The sequence below is a fragment of the Corynebacterium sp. KPL3927 genome, from assembly GCF_040225835.1.
Taxonomy (GTDB): Bacteria; Actinomycetota; Actinomycetes; order Mycobacteriales; family Mycobacteriaceae; genus Corynebacterium.
In genome coordinates, this window is sequence record NZ_JBEHGD010000025.1 from 1 (window position 1) to 21572 (window position 21572).

At 60.5% G+C, this 21572-nt stretch carries 18 protein-coding genes; 11 read left to right on the plus strand and 7 right to left on the minus strand.

The annotated features are described in order from the left end of the window. Positions 1-322: 322 nt before the first annotated feature. Together ABRP86_RS11720 and ABRP86_RS10145 are read right to left on the minus strand one after the other, a co-directional pair. A complete protein-coding gene (locus ABRP86_RS11720; protein WP_369707509.1) occupies positions 323-397 on the minus strand; it encodes a 50S ribosomal protein bL37 in 75 nt (24 codons plus the stop codon). Positions 398-501: 104 nt separating this feature from the next. Beyond that, on the minus strand, positions 502-762 hold the full coding sequence (locus ABRP86_RS10145) for a WhiB family transcriptional regulator (protein ID WP_005277545.1): 261 nt from the start codon (positions 760-762) through the stop codon (positions 502-504). 517 nt (positions 763-1279) lie between these two features. On the opposite strand from ABRP86_RS10145, the gene ABRP86_RS10150 reads away from it, so the two are divergent. Beyond that, positions 1280-1759, plus strand: coding sequence for a hypothetical protein (locus tag ABRP86_RS10150; protein ID WP_034659662.1), 480 nt, complete (start codon positions 1280-1282; stop codon positions 1757-1759). 36 nt (positions 1760-1795) lie between these two features. On the opposite strand, the gene ABRP86_RS10155 is transcribed toward ABRP86_RS10150, so the two are convergent. Next, positions 1796-3034, minus strand: a complete 1239-nt coding sequence (locus tag ABRP86_RS10155; RefSeq protein WP_349864096.1) for an Rv3212 family protein — start codon at positions 3032-3034, stop codon at positions 1796-1798. Beyond that, positions 3031-4383, minus strand: a complete 1353-nt coding sequence (locus ABRP86_RS10160; protein WP_349864099.1) for a DEAD/DEAH box helicase — start codon at positions 4381-4383, stop codon at positions 3031-3033. Before ABRP86_RS10160 ends, ABRP86_RS10155 begins: the two co-directional genes overlap by 4 nt. Before the next feature lie 73 nt (positions 4384-4456). On the opposite strand from ABRP86_RS10160, the gene ABRP86_RS10165 reads away from it, so the two are divergent. From ABRP86_RS10165 to ABRP86_RS10200, 8 genes are all read left to right on the plus strand, one after another. Beyond that, on the plus strand, positions 4457-4681 hold the full coding sequence (locus ABRP86_RS10165) for a DUF3107 domain-containing protein (RefSeq protein ID WP_023025669.1): 225 nt from the start codon (positions 4457-4459) through the stop codon (positions 4679-4681). Between the two features lie 66 nt (positions 4682-4747). Continuing rightward, on the plus strand, positions 4748-5698 hold the full coding sequence (locus ABRP86_RS10170) for a DUF3152 domain-containing protein (protein WP_349864101.1): 951 nt from the start codon (positions 4748-4750) through the stop codon (positions 5696-5698). Positions 5699-5708: 10 nt separating this feature from the next. Then, complete coding sequence (locus ABRP86_RS10175) at positions 5709-6497, plus strand: hypothetical protein (protein ID WP_349864103.1); 789 nt, start codon at positions 5709-5711, stop codon at positions 6495-6497. Between the two features lie 32 nt (positions 6498-6529). Continuing rightward, the gene (locus tag ABRP86_RS10180) at positions 6530-9637 is read left to right on the plus strand and encodes an ATP-dependent helicase (protein WP_349864134.1); all 3108 of its coding nucleotides are present in this window, start codon (positions 6530-6532) and stop codon (positions 9635-9637) included. Next, positions 9630-12809, plus strand: coding sequence for an ATP-dependent helicase (locus ABRP86_RS10185; protein ID WP_349864106.1), 3180 nt, complete (start codon positions 9630-9632; stop codon positions 12807-12809). Before ABRP86_RS10180 ends, ABRP86_RS10185 begins: the two co-directional genes overlap by 8 nt. A gap of 99 nt (positions 12810-12908) precedes the next feature. Next, positions 12909-14027: a potassium channel family protein gene (locus ABRP86_RS10190; protein WP_349864108.1), complete on the plus strand. Its 1119-nt coding sequence runs from the start codon at positions 12909-12911 to the stop codon at positions 14025-14027. Continuing rightward, positions 14028-14759, plus strand: coding sequence for an NAD(+) diphosphatase (locus ABRP86_RS10195; RefSeq protein WP_349864111.1), 732 nt, complete (start codon positions 14028-14030; stop codon positions 14757-14759). Continuing rightward, positions 14752-16806, plus strand: a complete 2055-nt coding sequence (locus ABRP86_RS10200) for an ATP-dependent DNA helicase UvrD2 (RefSeq protein WP_349864113.1) — start codon at positions 14752-14754, stop codon at positions 16804-16806. Before ABRP86_RS10195 ends, ABRP86_RS10200 begins: the two co-directional genes overlap by 8 nt. Here ABRP86_RS10200 and ABRP86_RS10205 read toward each other — a convergent pair. Continuing rightward, positions 16784-17680, minus strand: coding sequence for a hypothetical protein (locus ABRP86_RS10205; RefSeq protein WP_349864115.1), 897 nt, complete (start codon positions 17678-17680; stop codon positions 16784-16786). The genes ABRP86_RS10200 and ABRP86_RS10205 overlap by 23 nt on opposite strands. A gap of 85 nt (positions 17681-17765) precedes the next feature. On the opposite strand from ABRP86_RS10205, the gene ABRP86_RS10210 reads away from it, so the two are divergent. Further along, the gene (locus ABRP86_RS10210) at positions 17766-18287 is read left to right on the plus strand and encodes a M48 family metallopeptidase (RefSeq protein WP_349864118.1); all 522 of its coding nucleotides are present in this window, start codon (positions 17766-17768) and stop codon (positions 18285-18287) included. 6 nt (positions 18288-18293) lie between these two features. Here ABRP86_RS10210 and ABRP86_RS10215 read toward each other — a convergent pair whose 3' ends face one another. Beyond that, positions 18294-19739, minus strand: a complete 1446-nt coding sequence (locus ABRP86_RS10215; RefSeq protein WP_349864120.1) for a zinc-dependent metalloprotease — start codon at positions 19737-19739, stop codon at positions 18294-18296. A 93-nt stretch (positions 19740-19832) separates the two neighbouring features. On the opposite strand from ABRP86_RS10215, the gene ABRP86_RS10220 reads away from it, so the two are divergent. Next, entirely contained in the window at positions 19833-20897 is a 1065-nt protein-coding gene (locus ABRP86_RS10220; protein WP_349864122.1) for a YlbL family protein, read from the plus strand. A 22-nt stretch (positions 20898-20919) separates the two neighbouring features. On the opposite strand, the gene ABRP86_RS10225 is transcribed toward ABRP86_RS10220, so the two are convergent. Next, positions 20920-21564: a beta-N-acetylglucosaminidase gene (locus ABRP86_RS10225; RefSeq protein ID WP_349864125.1), complete on the minus strand. Its 645-nt coding sequence runs from the start codon at positions 21562-21564 to the stop codon at positions 20920-20922. Between the last annotated feature and the right edge of the window lie 8 nt (positions 21565-21572).

Sequence of the window (21572 nt, forward strand, 5' to 3'; positions counted from 1 at the left end):
CGTGCCACACTAGTCATTCTGGCTTATCTCCTTATGCAGGTTGGGAACCTACACACAAACCATTAGACACTCTCCCATCATCGCCGATCGCTATACCTGCTAAGGGAAGCCGGCAAAAGGAAACTACGAAATGAGTTCAATTAGAGCACTTCGGGGAAGCTATGACCGATGCCCCGATACGGACCAGTAGTACCAAACTAAAATGAGCGCCCTGGTAGCTACTACTCCGAGAGTCGGATTTCTAATAGAAAGATTAAAAACCCGGCCATACGAGTTCTTAAGGTGAACTGGTACGAACCGGGCTTTTAATATGTGCTGTACGTTATGCGCCAGGACGCTTGCCGTGATTAGCGGCCTTCTTGCGGCGATCCTTGCGCTTGCGACCACGCTTGCTCATTGCGCACTCCTTCGTTGAGGGTTTCTGAACTTTATTCAACTGTAGCGGCTAAGGGCGCCGAAACGAAAATTGGGGTGAGTGTTAGGTTCCCCGGGTCCGCGCTATTAGGCGGACACGCGGGAGCGGCCGCGGCCGCGATTGCGGCGACGCTTGAGGGCGCGGCGCTCCTCTTCAGACAGGCCGCCCCAGACGCCGGCGTCGAGGCCGGACTCGAGTGCCCAGTTGAGGCAGGAAGAAGCAACGGGGCAGCGGTTGCAGACCAGCTTGGCCTTAGCGATCTGGGTAAGGGCAGGACCGGAGTTACCTACTGGGAAGAACAGCTCTGGGTCTTCGTCGCGGCAAACGGCTTCGTGGCGCCAATCCATGATTGATATCTCCTAACAAATTTTTGACAGCAGTAAATACGAGCGCAATCCGTGCGAGGCAGGAAAGCACCTTGATTTTTAGGTGGTGTGTGAACTGGTCTGCTAGCAGTGGGGCCCGGTCTCGAGGTCGGGCCAGCGTCGCCGCCGCCTATGGTTCACGGTGTTGTTACCTGAAGTTTCCTCCAGGTTAAGAAGAGGTTTACGCCCTCTTTCTTTTTGCTACTAGAGAATCATGACATGTTTACCCGATCGCCGCTAGGGGTACGGGCTAAATTGTGGTTAACATCACGTAAATAGGCGCGGTGTGGGGGCCATAAATGCCAAAATCAAATTTTAAAGAATCCTGTGAGAATCGCTGTGAGCTGCAGCTATAGGTGCTATGTGGTGAGTGTGGTGAGGAAGAGACCGTCAAATCTCCCAGTTCATCCCCCTGCCCCCGCGCTACTGCAGGCAACATCGAGGCCCCGCCGTGGGTGGCACAGAAAAAATCCGCGCCGCATTAGTAGACTGGGGATTTGTGTCTAAGCAGAACAAACGCCAGGTAAATAAGCAGCAGCGAGATAAGTCGGCAGCGCCAGCGGCAGCACCGGATAGTGCCCCGCAGTCGGTGCTTATAGGCGCAGGCATTGCCACGGTGCAATCCATCGCGGTTATTTGTTTTGGTATTTTCCTCATCGTGCGCGAAGCGGTGGGCGCGGAAAATGACTCGATGGTTTCTGATTCCGGATCGGGAAGCTTTGTGGGGCTTGGCACCGCCATCTTTATCTTCATCGTCTTTGGCTTCGTCATCGCAGGCGCCTGGGCCATGGTGAAAGGAAAGCGATGGGGAAGAGGCGCCGTGGTCCTCGTAGAGCTCATCCTAGGCGCGAGCGCGTTTCAAATGTATAGCGGTGGATCCCCGGTGCTGGGAACTATCACCCTGTTAAGCGCGGTCGCGGTGCTTTATCTCTTGATGTTTAGGCGCGAGTCCTCGGAGTGGGCCGCCTCGAATTTCTAAGGGACCATTCGCGCGGGAGGCGCGAGTGGCACTCGCTTAGTCGCTGCTGAGGCCAACCACGGTATCGCCCCGGGTTTCTACAATGGTCTCGCCCGCCAACGTGAGGTGGACAGGACCACGGTAGCCGCCGCGGTCGACGGCAATTTCGCGCAGTACCTTCCCGGTAGACCAGTCCACCACAGCTATGCCCTTTTCGGTGGGCATCAGCATGCGCCCAGCCACTGAGATTGGGGTGCCGATGGCGCCGTCAATGACGTGATCGACCCGCAAATCACTGGGGGTTAAAAGGTAGAGGCGTTTCCCATCAAACCACGTCATGTGGTGCGGGAGATCCGCTATGGCTGGGGCGAAAGGGCTTGTACCGGATTCGATGGCGGCGGAAGGCTTTACGGGAGTAGAAGAAAGCTTTTCGCCCTGGTTGTTATAAGACTCAATGCGGGGTTCTGGGCCGGGGATATAGACCGCGGCGGCATCTTGGCCCACCGCGATAAGCCGCGCTCCATCGCGTTCCACGGAGACATCTGCGTCCATCTCTGGTTCCCGGGAGTCTTCCGGGGTGGTGGTTTGAAACCTTAACCAGGTGGTGTGAGGTTCCTCCGGGCACGATTCCGTCAGCGCGAGGTTCTCGGTACGCGTCAACGCCGAAGAGATGGTGCACTCCTCGTGCGGTTGCTTCTGCGCCTCCTGCTTGGCCTCCACGTCGCCGTATTCCACGGTGCGCACGAGATCTGAGCGCCACAGGTCGATTCTCCCAGCAGAAACGGTACCTACCCGGTCATTGGACTGCACGGGTATAACGTCCGGGGAATTGATAGCGCTGCGGGTGGAGTCATATTCACCCGTCGCGGCGTCGATGGCAACCGTATCCCCGCAGCCCACGCCCGTGCGATAGGTGGCAACCACCTTGCCCCAAGCGGTCGAAAGCGAGCAGAGTTCGGCGTCGCTGCGGGTATAGGTCCAAGCCGTGGAGCCATCGGCATTGGTGGCCGTAAGCACATCGCCATCGTGGCTAATGCTCAAGCCATGGGCGGAAATGGCGCGGTATTGGCCGGGTACGGGCTGGTTGGGCAGGCTGTAGGCAGTGGTGAGGGAGGAGGGGACATCGGCAAGCACAGCGGCATCGCTCTCCCCAGGAACCGCCTCTTGGTGCAGGTCCGCCTGGTGGATATTGGCGGTGGCTACTGAGCCGCCCACCGCGATGGCGCAGATAGCGCCGATAATGCCGGTGGCCTTCCAATCCGCAGCGGTAGCCCGCAAGATGGGGGCCTTAGTCATCGGCGCCCTCCTCGGGGCGTGCCTTTACCGCGCCGCGCCCCGGACCGGGACCGCGACTGGGGCCGGGATTGGTGCTGTCCCGCAGACCGCTTATGCGCCGGAAGCTGGCCGACTACGCTGGTGGCAGGCCCCACCTTTTCCTGCACGCCAGCGGGGATGGAAAGCGCCTGGGCAAGCTCCGGGGAGGTGGAAAACCACTGCGGCGGCGTGGCCGTATCTAGGCCTAGCTCATCGTTGATGACCTGCCATTTGGCCAGCTCATCGTAGCCGACCAGGGTGACGGCGGTGCCGGTGTGCCCAGCGCGGCCGGTGCGCCCGATGCGGTGGATAAACGTCATGGGATCATCGGGAACCTGGTAGTTGATGATGTGGGTGACATCATCGACGTCGATGCCGCGCGCGGCGATATCGGTGGCGACGAGGATATCCACCTCGCCCGAGCGGAAGGCTTGCAGGGACTTCTCCCGGGACTTTTGGCCCAAGTCACCGTGCACGGCGCCGACGCGGAAGCCGCGCTCAGCAAGGTCATCGGCCAATTGCGCGGCCGAGCGTTTGGTGCGGGTAAAGATGATGCTGCGACCCCGGCCCTGGGCCTGTAGGATATGCGCGATGACCGGCACCTTATCCATGCGGTGGGCCTGGAAGGTGACCTTGCGGGTGGTTTCGTGCGTGACCTCATCCGCCTCCGATTCGGCCCGGATGTGTACGGGCTTATTCATGAACTGCCGCGATAAGTTCAAAATGGCGCCTGGCATGGTGGCAGAAAACAGCATTGTCTGGTGCGCGTTGCCATCGAGCGCTTCCAAAATGGCCTCTATGGAGGGCAAAAAGCCTAGGTCCAGCATCTCATCGGCCTCATCGAGTACCACGATGGCAACTTGGCGCAGAACCAGATCGCCGCGCTCGTGCAGGTCGAGCAGGCGGCCTGGCGTTCCGATGACCACATCAACGCCGCGCTGGAGGAGCTTAATCTGCTCCTCGTAGGGGCGCCCGCCGTAGATGGAGGCGAGGCGGACCGGCAGGTGCGCGGCCGCGTCCTGCAAATCCGCGGTGACCTGTTGGGCAAGCTCGCGGGTGGGAACGACGATGAGCGCCCGCGGCGTCCCATCCAGTGGGGCAATATCCGCGTCATCAAAAACGCGATCGAGCAGCGGCACGCCAAAGCCAAAGGTCTTGCCCATGCCGGTGCGCGCCTGGCCAATGAGGTCTTGGCCATTGAGCGCAATGGGCAGGGTTAATTCCTGGATTGCAAAGGTTCGCGCGATGCCACGGTCAGCGAGCCCATCGCAGATTTCGGCGGCCACGCCGAGTTCCGCGAAGGTCGGTGGCTGGGGTTTTATGACAGACACACCTTGATAGTAGCCGGGATGGTTATAGTGGGGCCATTGGCATGTAAAACTCTAGTTAGAGGAGGATAAATTTATGGATATCAAGTTTGGTTTTGCAGATACCCCGCGCGAGCTGATCATTAGCACCAGTGGTGAGCAGGCGGAGCTAACGCAAAAGATTAATAGCGCCCTGGCAGAAAACTCCACGTTGGAGCTAGAAGATGACAAGGGCCGCAAGTACCTCGTGCGCACTGAGCGTGTGGTGTACGTCGAGGTTGGTGCCGCTAAGAAGCAGTCCGTCGGATTCGCCGGCGCCTAAGCTTGGGGCGTTCTAAAGGTTTGCTAATTCAGTTTTTGAATAGACAACCGGGTACCCTCAATGCCTATGGAAAGTAGGCAGAATCGCAAGGCTCAGCAGAGCCATGGGCGAATTCCGGATCACCCGAACCCGGTGGTCCGGTTCGCCCGCCGGTACGGCTGGTGGCGTGTGGTGGCTATCCCCGTGATGGTGCTGCTTACCGTCTGGGTGATTGTGGATATCGCGTCTGGCTCTTCGGCCGATGACAACGGCGATGCATCCAGCGCGGAAACCACCGCAGCCACTCCTACCCACGAGGATCTCACGGGCCCCGACCCCGCGAATGCGGAGGCGGTAGAGCGCGAGATCAGTGAGATGCCCCCTGGAAGTGACTTCACCAAAAAGGGCAAGGGCACTTTCCACGGAATCGGCCGCCCCGGCGCTGTAGCCGGCGAGGGTGGCGAGAAAAAGGTGCGCTATTCCATCGAGGTGGAAGATGGGCTCAATACCGCTCCCTATGGCGGAGATGATGCCTTTGCCGCAATGGTGGAGGCAACCCTTGCGGATCCACGCGGGTGGACCGCCCAAGGCGACTTCGAATTCGAGCACGTCGCCTCCGCAGACGATCCCGATACCCGCATCCAGCTGACCTCTCTGACCACGGCCGCTGAGCGTTGTGGCGAGAAGATCGAGACGGAAACCTCCTGCCACACCAAGTTTACCGGCGAATCCACCACCATCATTAATGAAGCGCGGTGGGTGCGCGGGGCCACGCCCTTTGAGGGCGATTTGGGCAATTACCGCCAGTACGTCATCAACCACGAATTGGGCCATGCCATTGGCTATGCCTCCCACCAGCAGTGCGGCGGCGAGGGCAAATTGGCCCCAGTGATGATGCAGCAGACGCTGAGTTTGAACAATAAGCAATTGCATGACCGCAATCCCAAGGAGGTCTATCCTGATGAGGATGTGACCTGCGAGCCTAACCCGTGGCCATATCCCAATCCGGAGCACAAGGATCCCCACCAACCCCAATAAGGAGTACTGGATGCCGCTTCCCCCAGAGCATGTTTTAAGCGCCTTCCACGCAGAAACCGGTGCGACTGGGTCGCGCCGGGCCCAAGGCGATCAGCTGGGCCCAGTATGGGATAACGGCATCAAGGTGGGCGACGTGGTTTACTCCCAGGCCGGCCCCTTCGCGGCATGGTCTGCCAAGGTGCGCGAAAAACTAAGCGTGCCGGGCGCGCGGGTATCGCGGCCGGTTCTCGCGAGCGACGGCCGCCACACCGCCGCCGGATGGAAGGCGACGCAGTTCCTTCCCGGCGAGGTCGCCGGGCGCATCGATGAAGCAGCGCAGACGGCCTTGCGCTTGGACGATGCCATGGCCAATGCGCCTGCGCCGCCGAGCACGCACCGCGATGATGCCTTCGCCCGCGCGGAGCGCACCGCCTGGGCGGAGACGGGGGAGGCCTACGATAAGGCCGCGCTTGCCGATGTCCCCTTGGTCACCGCCCATACCGCCCTGCTGACCACCACGGTCTTTTATGGCGCGCACCCACCGGGGATTGTGGATCTCGTGCCGAGCCAATCCGCGCGCCCAGCCGGGTGGAGCGCAGCGCTTGTGATCGTGGATGGATTGATCGCACAAGTGGTAGATGATGACATCTGTCAGCGGTTTGGCCACGTGCCGGGCATGCAGGAGCTTTTGCTGCGGGCGGTGTCCTATCGCCGGCATATTAATGATCTGAATCCGCGCTCGCGCTCGAATGTGCGTTCCAATATTGAGCGAGTGGAACAGTTTCTTGTGTCTAGGGCATCTGCAATACTGGGGCGGTGACTTACGATCCCCATTCCACCGCCCGCGCGGGAGTGGTCCTACCGCCGTCGCCCGAGGTACGACTCATTGCCCGCACCACGTCCGCACGCGCCCGTTCCTGGCCCATTGAGCTGCCGGAAACCGGTACCTGGAAGGTAACCGGCACTGCCGGAACCGGCGTATCCAGTTTTCTCATCGATACCGTCATTCATGCTCTTGACCGCGCCCATGAGACGGGGGCAGATCCCTCTGGCATCCTCGTTGTCGCTGCCTCCAAGGAATCCGGCTCCCGCCTGCGCCGCGAGCTTTCGGAGCGCCTCGAAGATTATGCGGCACAATCTTCCATGGTCCGCTCCATCCACTCCTTGGCCTTCGCCCTCTTGCGCAGCGCCAGCGACGAGGAATTGCGCCTTATCACCGGCGCGGAACAAGACGCCGTTATCCGGGAATTGCTAGAAGGCCATGCTGAATCCGGCCATGGCGATTGGCCGGAGGAAGTTCGCCCCGCCCTAGAGTACGTAGGTTTTGCCCGCCAATTGCGCGATTTTCTTTTGCGCTCCATCGAACGTGGTTTAAGTCCCGCGGATTTGGAGAGCCTTGGCGCGAAGTACGGCCGCGGGATGTGGGTTGCCGCCGGTAAGTTCCTGCGCGAATATGAACGCGTCCAGGCACTTTCCGGGGCGCATTCTTATTCCGCGGCCGAGCTAGTCAACCAGGTCTTGCTGCGCCCAGAACTTACGAGTTCGCACCCGTGGCACACCATTGTGGTTGATGATGCTCAGCTATTGGATCCCACCGCGGGCGAGCTCATCTCCCGCCTGGCACCCGATGCACAATTGCTAGTCATTGGCGGCGATCCGGACCAATCCGTCTTTGCCTTCCGCGGTGCTAATTCGCAGTTCTTTGAGGATTTTCCCGCGGAACACCCCATCGAGCTTTCGCAGCCGCACCGCGACGGATCTCCGGCTTGCGTTTCCATCGTGGATTCTGAGGGCCGCCTTCGCGATGTGGTGGCCGATACCGTGCGCCGCCGCCATTTGGACGATGGCGTGCAGTGGAGCGATATCGCCGTCATCGTGCGCTCGACGGCGGATATCGGCCAGATGCGCCGCACCTTGTTGGCCGCCGGTGTACCCGTGCATATCAGTCCGACCGACGTGGTTTTGGCAGAACAGCGCCTAGTATCTGCCATGCTCCTTGCCCTGCGCGCCTTGGAAGAAGACCTCAGCAATGCGGAGCTCGAGGACTTGCTTACCGGCCCAGTGGGCGGGGCGGATCCCGTCACCCTGCGCCGCCTGATTCGCGGTCTGCGCCGGTGGGCGCCCGATACGCGCGGAATGGATAGCTTGCGCGAGCTCTTGCAGGGTGAGCTGCCGGACTTCAATGGACAACTCACCGAACGCGAATTTTCCATCCTAGAGCGCGTGCGCGCGGTACTCTCCGCGGGGCGGCAGGCTGTACAAGCCCAGGCTTCTGTGGAAGAAATCCTGTGGGAAGTATGGAGCGCTACCGAGCTGGATATGCGCCTGCAGGCATCCGCGTTGCGCGGCGGCGCCACCGGTTCGCAGGCGGACCGCGATCTTGATGCCATGATGGCGTTATTTGATGCCGCCGGTGATTACTCCGAGCGCCGCCCCGGCTCCTCGTTGCAGTCCTTTTTAACCCACATCACCGAGCAGGAATTGCCCACCGGCGTCCGCGACCGCCGCACCGCCATCCCGCAGGCCGTAGAGATCATCACCGCCCACGGCGCCGTTGGCCGCGAATGGGATACCGTCATCGTCGCCGGAGCCCAAGAAGGCGCGTGGCCCTCGCTGGGGGAGACTGGATCCATTTTTGGCCAAGAAGATCTCATCGATCTCCTGGACCGCGATATTGAGCCCGATACCCCTGTTAGCCACATTGCCTCCCGTTTGGCAGAAGAGCGCCGGCTCTTCCACGTCGCCACCACGCGCCACCGGAGCCGGTTGCTCATCGCCGCGGTGGAAAACCCCAATGAGGATGCCTTTGCAGAACCTTCCCGCTTCATCGCGGAATTTACCGGGCGCGGGGTTGATGTGCCCGGGACTATGGCGCGCCGGGAAGCCAGCCGCGCCTTGCGCGCCACCCAATTTCCCCGCGAGCTGGGCTTGGATGTTCCCGAGCCGGCACCGGTGCCCCTGCGCGATGGGCTCGAGGTCGATCCCCTCGACGTGGCGGTGCTTTCCGTTCCTTCCTTTGTGGCGCAATTGCGCCGCGTGGTCACGAATCCAGATTCTGGCGAGGCGGAGCGGCGCCAAGCAGCCCGGCAGCTGGCGCGCTTAGCGCAGGCGGGCATCCCTGGCGCCCACCCAGACCAGTGGTTCTCCGCGCGCTCTGTAGCCTCGCATACGCAGCTGCGCGGTAGCAAGAGTCTATCGCCATCCCGGGTCGAAGCCCTGCTCAACTGCCCGCTCAAGGCGATTGTGGGAAACTTGGCCGAAGATCCCAGCGGCGCCGAGCACCTCTTGCGCGGCACCATGGCACACGCCTTCTTGGAGGCCATCGGCCGCGGCATGGATGCGGAAAAGGCCCGCCTGCTCGTCATGGAGGCCTATGAGCTCATCCTGGACGTTCCGCAGTGGCAGCTACAGAGCAAATTGGAAGAATTCTCCCGCCTGCTGGAGCGCACGCAGCAATGGGCAGAGCAATCCGAGGTTAAAAATGAACTCGCCGGGGTGGAAGTACCCGTCTACGTCGAGGTCGCCCCGGATATTCGGGTCGGCGGATTCATGGACCGCTTGATGCAGGACGGGGATGGAAATTACCTGGTCGTGGACCTCAAGACCGGTAAATCTGCAGCGACGCAGGCAGAGGCGGAAGAAAACCGCCAGCTAATGACCTACCAATTGGCTTTGTCCCGGGGCAGCTTCGACGGGCAGCGCGTGCGCGATGGCGAAGGGATGCCGCGCGCGGGCGGGGTGCTTGTCTATCCCGGAAAAGATTCCAGCAAAATTACCACCCGCACTCAGAGTCAGCTCACCGCGGAGGCGCTGGAAGAGTTTTCCACATTACTGCCACCCCTGGCAGCGGAACTGCGCGGTCCGCAGCTTACCGCCCGCACCAATAAGGATTGCGATAAGTGCCCCATTCGTACCATCTGCCCAGTGCAGGAGGAAGGAAAGATGACCATCCATGCCTAAGCAGAATTTTTCCCCGGAACAAATAGCGAAAGCACTGGGCAAGGACTACCCACCCACTGAGGAACAAGCCCACGTCATCGAGGGCCCTTTTGGCCCCAAGCTCGTGGTGGCCGGCGCGGGTGCTGGTAAGACGGAAACCATGGCCTCCCGCGTGGTCTATTTGGTAGCCAATGGCTACGTGCGCCCAGAGGAAGTGCTGGGGCTGACCTTTACGCGCAAGGCGGCGCAGCAACTAGAACAGCGCATTCGCCGCCAGCTCATTCAGCTGCGCGATTCCGGGCTCATCGTCCCCGGCAGCCCCGCTGCGGAGGCGCTTAACAATATCGCACCTACCGTGGCCACCTATGATTCTTATGCCGGCGAGCTCGTGCGCGAATACGGCCTCCTGGTCCCAGTAGAGCCCTCGGCGCGCATCATCACGGAGGCAGAGCGCTTCGCTATTGCCTACGACGTGGTGAAAAACTACGGCGGCAAATTATCGGATGAAAAGACCTTGGGTTCCATCACGGAAACCCTGCTCAAGATCACTTCCGATATGGACAATTCCTTGAAGGATCCGGATGATATTGCCGAGTTCGCACGGGATTTCCGCGCCGATATTGACAACCTGGAAAAGGCGCCGAGGACGAAGGGCGAGTATTCCAAGAAACTGCAGGACTACATCAATGTCCAGGATCTGCGCGTGCAGTACGTGCCATTGATCGAGGAACTCAAGCGCGCGCAGGCAGAACAGCAGGTCATCACTTTTGGCGAGCAGATGTCTGTGGCAGCGCGCCTCGCGCAATCGCACCCAGCGGTGGGCAAGCAACAGGCGCAGCGCTACCGCGTGGTCATGCTGGATGAATATCAGGACACGTCTTATGCCCAGCGAGTATTATTGCGCAGCCTTTTTGGCGGGGAGCAGAAAGACATTTCCGTGACCGCGGTGGGCGATCCCATGCAGGCCATTTATGGCTGGCGCGGGGCTACCTCAGAAAACCTCACCGCGTTTGTGGAGGATTTCCCGCAAGCCGATGGCACGCCTGCTCCCAAGGATCAGCTGACTACCTCGTGGCGCAACCCGTCGGGTGCCTTGGAGCTGGCCAACTCGGTGGCGGCCGGGGTCTTTGGGGGCGGCCCGCGGCCCGTCGATGAGCTGCACGCGGCCCCGCACAAGGGCGAAGGCGAGATTGAGCTGGGCTATTTCGCCAGCGAAGATGAGGAACACGAGTTTATTGCGCAGAAATTAAGGCAGCAGTGGGATGCGCGCGAGGGCGATGGCTTTCGCGCAGCGGTGCTGGTGCGTACCAACCGGCAAACCGCCGCCATTGCAGCAGCCTTGGATGCCGTCGATGTCCCCAATGAAATCAATGGCCTGGGTGGATTGCTGTGGCAACCGGAAATCCAGGACCTCGTAGCGCTGGCGACCATGCTGGTGCGGCCGGAAGATGCGCAAGCGGCCCTCCGCATTTTCGCCGGGCCCATTTGCGGGCTGGGAATGGGCGATATTCAAGCCCTTGCCGCGCGCCAAAAGAACCTGGCGGGGGCAAAACAAGAGCGCCTGCAGTGGGAAGAGGGTGTGGATCCTGAGGAGTATCTGCGCGCCCAATTAGCGCAGCTTACGGCTGAGGGCCCAGATCAAACGGTGGGGCTTGCCGATGCCCTGGCGGACCTCGGCGAGCGCGACCGCTACACCCCAGAGGGCTTGGCGCGCATGGAAGAGGTATCTGCCAAGCTGCGCTACCTGCGCACCTACTCGCTATCCAAGCCTTTAAGCGATCTCTTCGCGGACATCGAGGCCATCTTCAATATCCGCACCGAGGTCCTTGCCCGCGGCAGCGCCGGGGGAGCCACCCACCTGGATAAATTCGCCGATATCGTCGCCGGATTCCACGGGGATTCCTTGTATGCGCTCCTAGATTATTTAGAGCTCGCTCGCGAGCATGAAGATGGCCTCGAGCTTGGGGAGGTTCCAGCCTCTACGGATCGCGTACAAATCATGACCGTGCATAAGGCTAAGGGCTTGGAGTGGGAACAAGTCTATGTCGTGCACGCGGATTCTTCGAGCTATAAGGCACAGGCAGAGACCTTTTTGTCCAAGATTGAAAAGGTACCCGGTGACAATGACTACATTGAGGTCTCACCGGATGCGGTTACCCGCTCAGAATTCGAAAAAGCCTGCAAGGCATTCTTGGATGATGACCGCGCGCATAATGCGGAGGAAGCGGCTCGCCTGTTTTATGTGGCCCTCACCAGAACCGAGTCCACGTTGACCGTTACCGGCTCCGGCACTAATAATCGGTCTGGCAAGGCCAAGAAGGGCCCGTACGAGTACCTCGAAAGTCTAAAAGAATCCTTCCCCCAGTACGTAGGGGAATGGACAGTGCCCGAAGAGCCGGTGGAAACCTCGGCTAATGCGGCAGAAAGCGGGCTCTTCCCGGCCCTCAAAGCCGATCCGGATTCCCTGGCCGGCGCGGATGCAGTGCTAGCCGCCATGGAGGACCTTCCTGAGCTGAGCCACGGCGAGACCTTCGAGTTGTGGGAACAGGATGCGGGCGCGCTCATTGAGGAATACAAGTCTCTGCAACAACCGGTAGTGGATGTGGAACTTCCCAGCGAGCTTACCGCCTCTGACATGGTGGCCCTGGGCAGTGATCCGCTACAGTTTGCGCGCCGGCAGCGCCGGCCGGTGCCGTTTAAGCCCAATTCTTATGCCAAGCGGGGCACCGCCTTCCACGCATGGCTGGAAGAGCGCTTTGGCAGCCCCGCGCTGCTAGGGGAAGAGGAATTGCCGGGCATCGATGAGCCGGAGGACTTCGACCTGGAAGAACTCAAGGAATCCTTCTTGAACTCCGAATGGGCGGAGCGCCAGCCGGACTTTGTGGAGGCGCCGTTTGAAATCACCATCGGCAGCGCTGTGGTGCGCGGGCGAATGGATGCCGTCTTCCGCTTGGCAGATGGCACGTGGATGGTGGTGGACTGGAAGACCGGTCGACCGCCGAAGGGCGCGGACATGGAAGCAGCGAAGATCCAGTTGGCGGTCTACGCCGAAGCCTGGCGGCGCATCCACGGCGGCGATAAAATCCGCGCGGCTTTCCATTACGTTCACGATGGTTATACTTTTGAGCCAGATACTTTAGCCCAAGGCGAGGAGCTGCGTAGCCTGCTTGAATCGTCGGTAGCAGGCCACTAGGGCTAAGGTATGGGGACGGAATGCGGACGATGATTGGATATTTGCGTCTCCGTATAACCGGCGGAATGAAAAGTCGATCCAGAAAAGAAGGCTGGGCCAGTGGCCAAAAAACGTGCGAAGGCGTTCAAAGGGCGTATTAAACAGCGCTTTTTGCCGCAAGTCGAGTTGTCCTCGCAACCTGATCACGCGCTCCTTGACGTCATCACTGTGCCCAAGGATCAAAATGCCAGCCCGTGGCGGCAGTTGGCCAAACGTGCGCTCTGGGCATTTGGCATACTCATCTTCGTCACCGTCGTGGTGTACTTAGACGGCGAGGGCTATAGCGAGGACATGTCGCTTTTGGATTCCTCCTACTATGCCGCCGTCACGCTGACCACCGTGGGGTATGGCGATATCGTTCCGGTCACGGAACGATCGCGGTTTATCAACCTCGTACTTATCACACCAGCCCGTCTCGTCTTCCTTGTGCTGTTGGTTGGTGCGACGCTATCCGTGCTGACGGACAAGGCCCGTCGCACCTTTGAAATCCAGAACTGGAGAAAACAATTGCGTAACCACACCGTCGTTATTGGCTATGGAACGAAGGGTGCCGGGGCAGTCGCCGCGCTCTTGGCAGATGACGTACCCACCTCCCAGATCGTGGTCATCGATAACAACCGCGCGTCGCTGGCACATGCCGAACACCACGGGCTGGTCACCATCTTTGGTTCGGGCACCAAGCAGGACGTGCTCAAGGTGGCTGGGGTGGAGCACGCCAACTCTGTTGTGGTCACCCCGTCCTCGGACGATACCGCGGTGCTGTGCTGCCTATCCGTGCGAGAGCTCGCCCCCAAGGCCAAGATTGTGGCCTCGGTGCGCGAGTCCGAAAATCGCCACCTCTTGCGCCAATCCGGTGCCGATTCCGTAGTGACTTCTGCAGAGACCGCTGGCCGCCTGCTGGGGCTTGCCACCGTGACCCCCACCGTGGTGGAAATGATGGAAGACCTGCTTTCACCTAACGAGGGCTTTTCGGTATCTGAGCGCGCCGTGCGCGAGTTCGAGGTCGGGTCCAACCCACGCCATCTGGCGGATATCGTGCTCGCGGTACTGCGCAATAACGAACTCCACCGCGTCGATACTGCTGATGCCTCCGCACTGAAACCGGGCGACCGCCTGCTGTATATCAAGCACGATCTGGAACAACCCGTGGAAGTGCAAGATGATGACGAGGAGGATTAATTGTATTTGCCCGTAACACACACGGGACTAGTGCCTGCTACCGCGAGTGGGGACGCCGCGTTGGTGGAGGAATTGCCGGAAGGTGTGGGAACGCCGGAGATGGTGGACATCGGCACGCTGCACGTTTTTGCCTGCCCGGAAGCGATTGCGCGACGGATGGGGCAGCTGCAACCTGCGACCTTTTTCGCCGATAACACCCTCGTCATGCAGGCCATTGCTTTGATTCGCAACCGGTTGGAACAGCGCTTCGATCCGCGCACGGGCCACCCGTTGGACTATCCAACGCCGGGTATCGTTGGCCGCGATCCGCAGGATTCGCGCCGCATGGTATTCCCGCGCCTGGACCCAGCGGTCATTGGCCTCATTGAGCTCAAAGGCGAGGACAAGATTTTGCTGGCGCGCAATCGCGGGCGCAATAACTTCTTTTCCTTGATTGCTGGATACGTGGAACCGGGCGAGACAATTGAGGCCGCCTTTGCCCGCGAAACCATGGAGGAAACCGGGCGACACATTGACAATCTCCGCTACTGGGGATCCCAGCCGTGGCCGCCGAGTGGCTCGCTTATGCTGGGCTTTCACGCAGAGACATCGGATGTCCATGCCACCTGCCATACTGATGGGGAACTGGAAGAAATTCGTTGGGTGACCCGCGCCGAGCTGCCTAAGCTCCCGCTGGCCACCGCGGGTTCTATCGCACACACGATGATTATGGAGTGGTATCACGGTGAATAAGCCGGATTTGTCCCTGCTGGATGAGGATCAACGCCGCGCGGCCACCGCCCCACGTGGACCGGTGTGCATTTTGGCGGGTGCGGGCACCGGTAAGACCCGCACCATTACCTATCGCATCGCCAATATGGTGGATCAAGGGTTTGTGAATCCCCAGCGTGTTTTGGCCGTGACCTTTACCGCGCGTGCGGCGGGAGAAATGCGGGATCGCCTGCGCATGATGGGTGTTGCTGGTGTGCAGGCTCAAACCTTTCACGCGGCCGCGCGGCGGCAGCTGAAGTATTTTTGGCCGCAGGTCGCGGGCGATCTGCCGTGGACACTCTTGGACAATAAATTCCCGCTGGTAGCCCGCGCGGTGCGCTCGGTGGGGCTGGATAATTCCAAAGACATGATTCGTGATGTGCTGGCGGAAATCGAATGGGCGAAATCCGCGCTGGTCAGTGCCGAAGATTATGAGAGCGTCATCGCGGAAACGGATCGCACCGCCCCGGCCGATGCCGCCAAGGTGGCCGAGGCCTTCCGGCGATACGAAAAGGCCAAAGCTACACCGGATATGATGCATCTGGACTTCGATGACCTGCTCATGCACATCGCTGGCGCCATCGAAAACGTCCCGGCCATTGCGGAGACCTTCCGCGAGCAGTACCGCACCTTCGTCGTTGACGAGTACCAGGACGTCACACCCCTGCAGCAGCGCGTGCTGAACGCCTGGTTGGGCGATCGCGATGATCTCACCGTGGTGGGCGATGCCAACCAGACCATCTATTCCTTCAATGGCGCTTCGCCGGAGTACCTGCTGAATTTTTCGCGCAGTTATCCGGATGGGACCATCGTCAAGCTTCAGCGCGACTATCGTTCCACACCGCAGGTAACGGATTTGGCGAACCGGGTCATCGGCAAGGCTACGGGGCGCGCGGCGGGCACTCGCTTGGAGCTGCAGGGCATGCGCGAGCCTGGGCCGGAGCCCACGTTTAAGGCCTACGAGTCCGAGGAAAATGAGGCGCAGGAGGTGGCTGGGCAGGTGCTGACCCTGCTCAATCAGGGTGTCCCAGCCTCAGAAATTGCCATTTTGTACCGCATCAACGCCCAGTCGGAGCAGTTTGAGCAGGCGCTTGCCGATGCCGGAGTGGTCTACCAAGTCCGCGGCGGTGAAGGTTTCTTCCGCCGCCCGGAGATTCTGGAGGCCATTCGCGTGCTCATCGCCGCAACGCGCCGCGATGATTTGCCGGAAGACCCGGTGGCGATTGCGAGGGCCGCCTTCGTGGAGCTTGGGCTCAGCGTCACCGAACCGCAGGGCGCGCAGGCCCGCGAGCGCTGGCAATCGCTCAACGCGCTGGTGGGGTTGATCGAGAAGATCGTGGAATCCACCCCGGGCATCGATCTTAATGGGGTGCTGGGTGAGCTGCGGCGCCGCTCTACCGATAAGCAAGCCCCTGCCATGGAGGGCGTGACCCTTGCGACGGTGCACGCGGCGAAGGGCTTGGAATGGGACGCCGTCTTCCTCGTCGGGCTAAGTGAAAAACTCATGCCCATCAACCACGCCATTAAGGCGGGCGACGAGCAGATTGAGGAAGAACGCCGCCTGTTTTATGTAGGCATTACCCGCGCCCGCGAGCACCTGGCGCTGTCGTGGGCATTGGCGAAGACAGCCGGTTCGCGGGCCTCCCGGGAGCGCACCCGGTTCTTGGACGGCATCGCGCCAGGCGTGGAATCCTCTGTGGGAAGTGGCCGCTCCCGCCGCCCGAAGCGCTGCCGCGTATGCAGCGGTGTTTTAGGGACCCCGGCGGAAAAGGTCATTGGCAGGCATGAAGACTGCGAGGGCAGTGGCGATGACGAGGTCTTTTCCGCCCTGCGCTCGTGGCGCGCGCAGGTGGCCCAGGAAGAAAAGGTTCCGGCCTATGTCATCTTTACGGATGCCACGCTGCAGGCCATCTCGGAAGAGTTGCCGGCAGATGAGGCGGAGCTGCTGTCTATTTCCGGAATAGGACCCAATAAGTTGGAGCGCTACGGCGAGCAGATCCTAGAGGTCATTCGCTCGGTGCGGATGTAGCCAGATTGACCTTGCCGCCGAAACACACCGGGCACCGCGGATGGGCGATGGCCGTGCGCTGCTGGTGGCGTCCGTAAACGTCTACCTCCCATTGCTGCCCCGGCCGTGGGAAGGCCGTGGGCGCGCCTGGTGGTAAGGGGCGCTTGCTTAGGCGGCGGATCACCACCTGTGCTTGGGCCGCTACCGCATCGATGACCAGGTTTTCTGGCTGTCTGCGCACGCTGGTGAGCTGGGAGGCGATGGCGCTCCACTGCGGATCCGCATCCACGTGGAATAAGTGAATGCACAGCGGGCAGGGGCCTTGCCCTTCCACGCGCAGGGGCCCGATGATGCCGCGGTTATCTAGTAAGGAAATGGGCAGCCAGGTTGTCGGGGTGCCAGCAAGCGCATTGGCGCAATCGATGGGGCAGTGGAGCTGGTCTACGCCAAGCACCGTAAAAAGCCCATCGAGGTCGTGGATATAGGAAAAGATATTGTCCTCATCAAGGGGGATGCGCACCGTATATCCATCTGCCGTCAAACGGGCGCGCAGCTCCACAGCGAGCGGGGATTCGCCCAGCATGATGATGGTTTCAGGCTTCTTGGGATGTGGCGGCAGGGGCCAGAGGATGCCATAGGCTAGGGCATCATCGATAAGGCTGCTGGCGGCAGCGCTATCCAGACCGGCCGCTTCCAACCGCGCCGCCAAGTCGGAAGAGTCGACCGGTTGATGGGCCGTGGCAAACGCGCGGGCTACGCCCGGCGCATTGCCCGTATCCGCCACCGCCACCCGGGTGGCATCCATCCCGAATTGCACCACGGAATCCTCGCGGCAGAATACACCACACCCTGGCGCCAATGTCACGAGCTGAGTCATGTCTTGTGAGGCAGTCATTGCTTCCCCCGAATCCCCTCAATCACCCCGAATACGGCAGAGCGCCGCGTGTGCGTCCATTGCACCACAGGTACAATGGCCTGTCATGTCGAGCACGCAACCACCTGGAAGTAACCGCCCTGAGGTCAAGGTTATCCGCTCTGCGCGGCGGCGAAAGTCGGTGCAGGCGCGCATGGTGGCCGGGGTCTTGGAAGTGCGCATTCCAGCCTGGATGTCCGCCCGCGAGGAAAACGAGGCGGTACAGGACATGCTCGCGCGCTTAGAAAAGAAAACCGGTGGTGCGGCGAAGACCGATGCGGCGCTCCTTCAGCGCGCCGAACAGCTCAACGCACAGTACCTGGAAGGGCGCGCCTGGATTGGGTCCATCCGGTGGGTGAGCAATCAAAATACGCGGTGGGGTAGTTGTACTACCTCCACCGCGGATATCCGGCTGAGCAACCGCCTACAGCAGGTGCCGGATTACGTGTTGGATTCGGTCATCATCCATGAGCTAACCCATACCTTCATCCCGCGCCATGGGCGCGAATTCTGGCAATGGGCCGATAGGGCACCCCACGCCGAGCGGGCCAAAGGCTACCTTGAGGCCTACCAGCGCTGGGGCGGTTAGCGCGGGCTACTTTTCCTCGCCGCCGTTGTCCTTATCGGTGTTCTCGTCGCTGTCGTCACCGTTGTCGCTGCCCTTGGAATCCTGGTCCTCTGCAGAATCCTTGTCCTCGTCGGACTTATTGCCGGAATCATCGCCGTTTTTGAGCATCTCTTCCAGCTTCGCAAATTCTTCCTCGAAGCCCTCATCTGGCTCGTCATCCAAGAGGGAATCAATGAAGGCGGCCGGGTTATCGAGGTGCTCTGCGGTAGGCAGAAAGTCTGGGTGGTCCCAGGCCTTATCGCGCTTCTCTGCACCCACGGCAACGGTGGCGCGGCGCCACAGCTCGGCAGCCTCGGTCACCTTGGGGGCGTTGAGCTCGATGCCAACGACCTTGCTGAAGGCCTGCTCGGCAGATCCGCCGGTGCTGCGACGGTGCGCCCACGCCTCAGTGAGCTTGGAGGTAGAGGGGATGCGCTCGCCCAAAGCCTCGCTCACGACGTGCTCTGCCCAGCCCTCAACCAAGGCCAGCAGGGTTTCTAGCCTTGAAGCGGCTGCGGTGTTCTTGGAGGTAATGCGCGGGGAGAGGTCCATTCCCTGCAATTTGCTCATTGCTTCTTGGATGGCCTGCGGATCGCCGGATTCCAGGTTGAGCTCGCGGGCGAGCTCTTCAATGTGGGAGGTATCAATGACCAAACCGATGGCGTATTCCTCCACGGAGGAGACGATGCGCTCTACCAGCCACGGCACGTGCTTGAACAAGCGCTGGCGGGCGGCCTCGCGCGCGGCGATGTAAACCAGTACCTCTTGGCCAGGAACGTTGAGCTCGCGCGCGACCTTCTGAATGGTATGCGGCAAAAGCGCCACCGTATTGGCCGGGGCGATGGGCAGGCCAAAGTCGGAGCCGGTTAGTGCCTGGCTGGCCAGATCGCCCAAGGCGTGGCCTAGCTGCATGCCGAAATTCATGCTGGACATTTGGCCCATCATCTTGGTCATTGGACCCATCATTTCACGGGCCTCTTCCGGCATGGACTCCAACTGGGCATCGTTCATGTGCTGGGCTACCGGGGTGACCATGCGCTTCCAGGCGGGCATGGTTTCTTCCAGCCACTGCTTGGAATTCCACGCCTGCGTGGCGCCGGAAGCGGTGGGGAGAATGGAGGCATCGTCAAGCCACAGCTCCGCTAGGCGCACCGATTCCTCTACAGCCTTGGAATCTTCTGCGCTGATATTTTTTGACTTGGGGATCTGCTGCAGGGCGATGCGCTTGGCCATGTCGTAATTGACCGGCCCGGAGTTCTGGGGCGAGTTCATGGACGAACCCATGCCGGAGAGCATCTGACCGAACTGGTTCAGCATGTCTCCGAGGCCGCCACCATTACCGCCGCCGAATGCGCCGAACGGGTTCTGGTCACGACGGCCGTCATTATCGTCGTCATCGTTATTTGGGAAAGAAAAACCGAATCCGTTGCTCATGTGCTCCAATCTACCGGCACCGTGCGGAAAGTTTCCATGATCACAGCAACGCTGACAGCGAACAGTACGCCAAAGGTTGTAGGCTATTGCTTCGTGAATTCTCCTGCTAGCCGTCGCGTCCGCACCATCGCCTGGGGTGCCATCCCCGTTGTGCTTACCGGTGCGTTGGTATCGCTTGACCATATCCCGGGCACCGATGTCTCGCTGACCGTTCCTTATGCTGCCGAAGGCCCTGGACCCACCGTGGATACGCTGGGCGAGGTTGATGGCACCCAAGTCGTTGATGTGCAGGCGCCGAAGACCTATAAGCCCAGTGGGCACCTCAATATGACCACCGTGTCCGTGCGTACCAATATGACCTTGGCGCAGGCACTGGGGCGCTGGGCGCTTACCGATGACACTTTGGTGCCCATCGATACCGTCATTCCGCAAAACATGACCGATGAAGAGGTCCAAGAATCCAATAAGCAGGCTTTTACCCAATCTGAATCCGCAGCCACCATCGCGGCGATGGACTACTTGCACCTGCCGGTCAAAATCACCGTGGCTGAGGTCGTTAAGGACGGCGCCGCCGCGGATCACCTCAAAAAAGACGATGTCATCACCGCCGTCGATGGCACCGAGGTCACAGAGCCGAGCGAGGTCCAAGACATCATCAAGGACAAAAGCCCCGGCGATAAGGTGAAAATCAGTGTCACCCGCGGGGACAAAGAGCTCAGCGAAGAGATCGAACTGGGCGAAAACCCGCACGATAAGGGCAAGGCGTTGCTGGGAGTAGCCATGCTATCGCAGCCCAAGGACGATATTTCGGTGAACTATAACCTGCAGGATATCGGCGGGCCGTCAGCGGGCATGATGTTTACCCTGGCGGTCATCGACAAGCTCAGCGATGAAGACTTAACCGGTGGCACCTTCGTGGCCGGCACCGGTACCATTCAGGCCGATAGCAAGGTCGGGCCAATTGGTGGCATCGAGCATAAAATCGCCGCCGCGCACGATGCCGGCGCTGAGCTCTTCCTGGCGCCTAAGGACAACTGTTCTGCAGCGGCCGGCAGCGACCACGGCGATATGACCATTGCGCAGGTAGAAACCCTCGACGATGCCGTGGCGGCCATGAAGGACTTTGCAGCGGGCAAAGACGTCAAGGAATGCAGCTAATAACAGCTCATGGGGCCGAAGCTTAGTCCTTAACTAGGCCCAAGTCCTTGATCTTTTCTTCTGGGTCTACCTGGTCAGAAGAGATCATCTGTTGCATGACCAAGCCTTCTTTATTATCCACCACGGTGATAACCGCGGTGGTGCCCAACGTGGACCAGCCGACGACGCGATCGCCATCGTCCTCGATGGCATGGGAGCTGCGCAGCTCCGTGAGTACCTGGGTGGTCTGGGAGGCCTTGGAGTGGGACTTGAAGAACTGGAATTGCCCCACCTTAGGACCCGAGCAATTGTAGGAAGAATCCCCGCCGGTGGAATCGCAGCGCTCAAACTGGGCGAATAGGTCTTTGGGCGCCAGCGACTTATATGTGTCATAGACCTTGGCCACCGATTTATCCAATTCGCCGCTCGCGCTCGGCTCGCTGGTGGAGCTTTCTTCGGAAGCCTCGTCCTCGTCCTTGTCTGCTGATTCTGACTCCGTAGAAGACGTGGAGGATTCGGTGTCGCTTTCAGAAGCTGTGGTGGTGGCCGCAGAGGTGGTCTCCACTGGGGTATCGTCAGGCGCATCTGCATCGGAGGAACAACTTGCCGCAGCCACGCTGAGCCCTAGTAACGCCGCCGCGGTAGCGGTACGGGCAGAAGAACGGCGGGAGAAGGAAATGCGTCGCACTGTATAGA

What these genes read in the sequence shown, in the direction of transcription:
- ABRP86_RS10205 (WP_349864115.1), bottom strand. Translation starts at nt 17,680, where the DNA reads ATGACTGCCTCACAAGACATGACTCAGCTCGTGACATTGGCGCCAGGG.
- ABRP86_RS10165 (WP_023025669.1), top strand. Translation starts at nt 4,457, where the DNA reads ATGGATATCAAGTTTGGTTTTGCAGATACCCCGCGCGAGCTGATCATT.
- ABRP86_RS10175 (WP_349864103.1), top strand. Translation starts at nt 5,709, where the DNA reads ATGCCGCTTCCCCCAGAGCATGTTTTAAGCGCCTTCCACGCAGAAACC.
- ABRP86_RS10155 (WP_349864096.1), bottom strand. Translation starts at nt 3,034, where the DNA reads ATGACTAAGGCCCCCATCTTGCGGGCTACCGCTGCGGATTGGAAGGCC.
- ABRP86_RS10185 (WP_349864106.1), top strand. Translation starts at nt 9,630, where the DNA reads ATGCCTAAGCAGAATTTTTCCCCGGAACAAATAGCGAAAGCACTGGGC.
- ABRP86_RS10215 (WP_349864120.1), bottom strand. Translation starts at nt 19,739, where the DNA reads ATGAGCAACGGATTCGGTTTTTCTTTCCCAAATAACGATGACGACGAT.
- ABRP86_RS10170 (WP_349864101.1), top strand. Translation starts at nt 4,748, where the DNA reads ATGGAAAGTAGGCAGAATCGCAAGGCTCAGCAGAGCCATGGGCGAATT.
- ABRP86_RS10210 (WP_349864118.1), top strand. Translation starts at nt 17,766, where the DNA reads ATGTCGAGCACGCAACCACCTGGAAGTAACCGCCCTGAGGTCAAGGTT.
- ABRP86_RS10145 (WP_005277545.1), bottom strand. Translation starts at nt 762, where the DNA reads ATGGATTGGCGCCACGAAGCCGTTTGCCGCGACGAAGACCCAGAGCTG.